The organism is Vibrio sp. V19_P1S1T109 (assembly GCF_002241375.1).
GTDB lineage: Bacteria > Pseudomonadota > Gammaproteobacteria > Enterobacterales > Vibrionaceae > Vibrio > Vibrio anguillarum.
This window is the reverse complement of record NZ_NDIM01000359.1, coordinates 1-3447: the sequence shown is the minus strand read 5'-3', so window position 1 is coordinate 3447 and position 3447 is coordinate 1. Positions and strand designations below refer to the sequence as shown.

The following is a 3447-nucleotide window of genomic DNA, read 5'->3' as shown; positions in this document are numbered from 1 at the left end:
TTCACAGAATAATCGTTGTGATAACTGGCTGGATTCATAGTGTTCGAACAGGGTTCGCCATTCTTGGTTAGTGCGTCGTTTGGCCATTTCAAATCTCCTTTGGGTTGGAGGTTTGATCTTATTATTCGGGCCAGACGATTAGAATGCGGGGTTTATGATGCGCTTACTTACAACGTTACCTTCTTCTGTCGTGCTTTGTGATGGAGAATAAACAGAATCAGCTAATAAGATAGGTAGCTCTACCTTCATTGCCTTACATTGGACAACCAGATCAGATATTGCAATCAAGAAGTTAACTCTTGCAGCCTGTACTGCAAGAGGGTTTAAATCAAACCCCCAAACAGTGTCTAGAATTAACTTTACAGTCTCCTCTGCATCAAGCCCTAAAATTTCAGCCTCTTTACGCTTTAGTCCAATTGTTTGCAGTAAAAATGATCCAGACCCACAAGTCGGGTCTAATACTCTTTTATGCAGCCACTCGCCATCAACTGCTCGGGATAATGTTTCTGTCACCAGCCAATCAGGGGTATAGAACTCACCTAGACTTTTACGCAATACTTCTGGCACAAGAGCTTGATAGAACCCCTTAAGCACATCCCTAGAGCGCGCTGAAGTCAAATCATCAAATCTGTATAATGACACTTGTATTAAAGCTTCTCTTAATGCTTCAACAATCTCTAAAGAGTTCTCACTGTTTGTTGCGTCAAGATACCAAGAGAAAATAGCTTCCTCGACAAACCCTTTGATTCCAACCGATTCAAAAAACTGACTCCTCTCAATATCATTACATATAGTTTGTAGTAAATGATTGGCTTCTAACGAAGCTAAATTCCCACAAAAATCTTTGTACTGCGTAAGATTTAGGTACGAGACAAGTTCAGCCCCCAGTAACTTCATAATTAAGGCATTGTATGTATAACAAACAGAGCACCAGAAGTGCTCTCATTGCCTATTAATGGCATTTCAAAACCAATCTGCTTAGAGATTTTTCTAACTTGTTCGTTAGTCAAACCAGAGACTTGACCAAACAATGTCTGCCACTCTCTAAAGAGCATTTTGATCTTGTTGTTATCTACATCATTAACATGAAGTGTTAATTCTTTAGATAACGCGGTCATGAGACGGCAACCAACCGAAGAAGAATGACCAAAATCCTCAATCAAGTTATCCTTAACCAGAGCTCTGCGTTGATTATTTTTTAAGGATTTTAATACCTTAGCAACAGAGACTTCAGAAAGAGGCATTAGATCTTGGTGAGTAATTTGACCATCCCTCATATAACAAAAGATTATATGCTCGCCATCAGTAGCAATACCGGTATAGTCTTCTTGATTTAATCCTTCAGCCTCCGCTCGACGCTTTATATATTTTTCAAGACGTTCATATACAGCATTTTTAAACGAAGAAGAAGTTACCTTACCGTTAAATAACCCTTTGTTTTTTAACTCAATAATAACCTGATTATATAGCAGATCATTTTTATCTCTTTCAGCATAAAACTTGATACCAACAGATGAAAAGGCTGTCGTCCACGCTATGCGTAACTCTTCCTCTAGAATGCAATCTTTAGATAAGTCTTTCAAAAGACCGTACAGTTTTGCGTACATTTTTTGTCCAGATTAAGGTGGGATATGAAACCCATTAGTAGGGTTCATTTAGAAAACGGATGCATGCTACATGCTAAAGGTAGATAAGCATGCAGAACGATGATTAAAAATTAAATGGCACAACGACATCATCAAACATATCTGAAGATTCCACGTCAAACTTTACCCCTGTGATATCAGCCAACAATTTGGGTTCAACACCTAGTTTTTTAGCCAGCATTTCAAAAGAAACTCCCAGATGTTCTTTGAGCATTGTTAAACTTTCTTCTAATACATGAGGGGTCTCTTGGGGAACTAGATCATCGTACTTTTCACTGCGAGTTTGACGCGTTTGACTAAACCAAACATTTGCATTTCGGTACTGCTGAGCATTCAAAAAGCCTAAAAAATGTGCTCTGTATATAATGGCTCTTGCACTCACTTTCCAACGTAGCTTCAGATCGTAAACCGCTTTCCAGTTAATAGTGCCATTAGGACCAATACAACTTGGAAACTCTCTTGCAAAAGACTTACGAGGAAACAAGAATGCACTTGCAAAAGCATCTGCTTCTCTTTCTGTCTTTTTGCAACCAGTTTCGATACCATCATGCATGACCAAATGCCCGCATTCATGCGCTAAATCAAAGCGCATTCTACAGACACTTTCTTTCGCTGTATTTCTAATAATAATTGGGAACTTTCGATTTACAGATAAAGCATCCACTTTATCAGACACTCCATCAAAGCAAGTAACTATCGCTCCTTGATTCTCGACAACATTAACCATGTTATCAATAGGGGCATCAGGTGTTACCCCCCATCGAACACGAGCACCCTCTGCTATCTTTTCAATCACAAGGGAAGTCAGTTCTGGAATTTTATCGTTATCTACTAAATTAAAGCGATTTGCTGGTAAATCTAGATGCAAATGTAGCTCTGCCACTAACTGCTCAAGAATAGTACTGTACGCTTGTACTCTATTTTTAACGCTAACCGGTGTAGTTTGCCTTTTTCGGAAGTGACATTGCTCAGGCTTTACATCTCCGGAGAGAGGCATACAAAAAAAACTTGTCTCTACTTGTAAAGACTCAGCCAACGCATTTTTTATGTCATCAGCAGGAACACGTATATCACTCTCATATTGATGTATACTTTGTCGAGTCACCGACACTGCATCACCCAATTCTTGTAAGGTGTAACCTTTTAATAAACGAGCTAACCGCAAACGCTCACCATAAAATGCTACCGACATAATTTATTGACCATCACTTTGCCCATCATTTTGAGCTTTTTCCTCTTTCTTTTTTATATACACAGGAGCTTTTGGAGTAGCTACTGGCTCAGGGAGTTCAACACCAATAGTGTTAAACGCTGGAACTTTTTCATCAAGAGGTACTTCCCAACAAGAGACCTGCGTTCCATCTAGGAAACCAGTAAACGTAACTCTTTCAACGTATCTCAACTCATCAACTTCAATAGCAAAAAACCATAAAATGGCCGCAGCATCCCCAACCTCAACTGAAAGTAAACTCATTTGACAAAGTGCTTCAATTGAAGGAATAAGTCTGCGTTCCTCAGGCGAGCTAGGTTTTCCGCGATATAAACGTACAGGCACAGAATCAATAGAAAAGGTAAAACGCCCGTCACTTTTTACAATACCTAACCAAGGCCATACTTCTTTGTTTGCAGAAGCTCGAATGATTTGATTCCGACAACACTCATACGCCCTTAATCCTGTCGAACGAGCAGAATCCCCCAAAAAATCGTCATGTAAGTCAATAACTGAGTCCCTAACCTCTCGCATTAAAGATGCAAGCAGCTGAATACGTTGACTTGTTAATGACGAGTTAAGCTCCCATGG

At 39.5% G+C, this 3447-nt stretch carries 4 protein-coding genes and 1 pseudogene; all 5 read right to left on the bottom strand.

Annotated elements, in window-relative coordinates:
• Positions 1-87, bottom strand: a pseudogene (locus tag B9J87_RS17960) (IS66 family insertion sequence element accessory protein TnpA); the annotation flags it as partial.
• Positions 88-138: 51 nt separating this feature from the next.
• Complete coding sequence (locus B9J87_RS16715) at positions 139-897, bottom strand: N-6 DNA methylase (protein WP_094151810.1); 759 nt, start codon at positions 895-897, stop codon at positions 139-141.
• Between the two features lie 2 nt (positions 898-899).
• Positions 900-1607, bottom strand: a complete 708-nt coding sequence (locus tag B9J87_RS16710) for a hypothetical protein (RefSeq protein WP_094151808.1) — start codon at positions 1605-1607, stop codon at positions 900-902.
• A 103-nt stretch (positions 1608-1710) separates the two neighbouring features.
• Positions 1711-2838, bottom strand: coding sequence for a helix-turn-helix domain-containing protein (locus tag B9J87_RS16705; protein WP_000109335.1), 1128 nt, complete (start codon positions 2836-2838; stop codon positions 1711-1713).
• A gap of 3 nt (positions 2839-2841) precedes the next feature.
• On the bottom strand, positions 2842-3447 hold a 606-nt coding region (locus B9J87_RS17855), incomplete at its 5' end, for a peroxidase (RefSeq protein WP_217898087.1).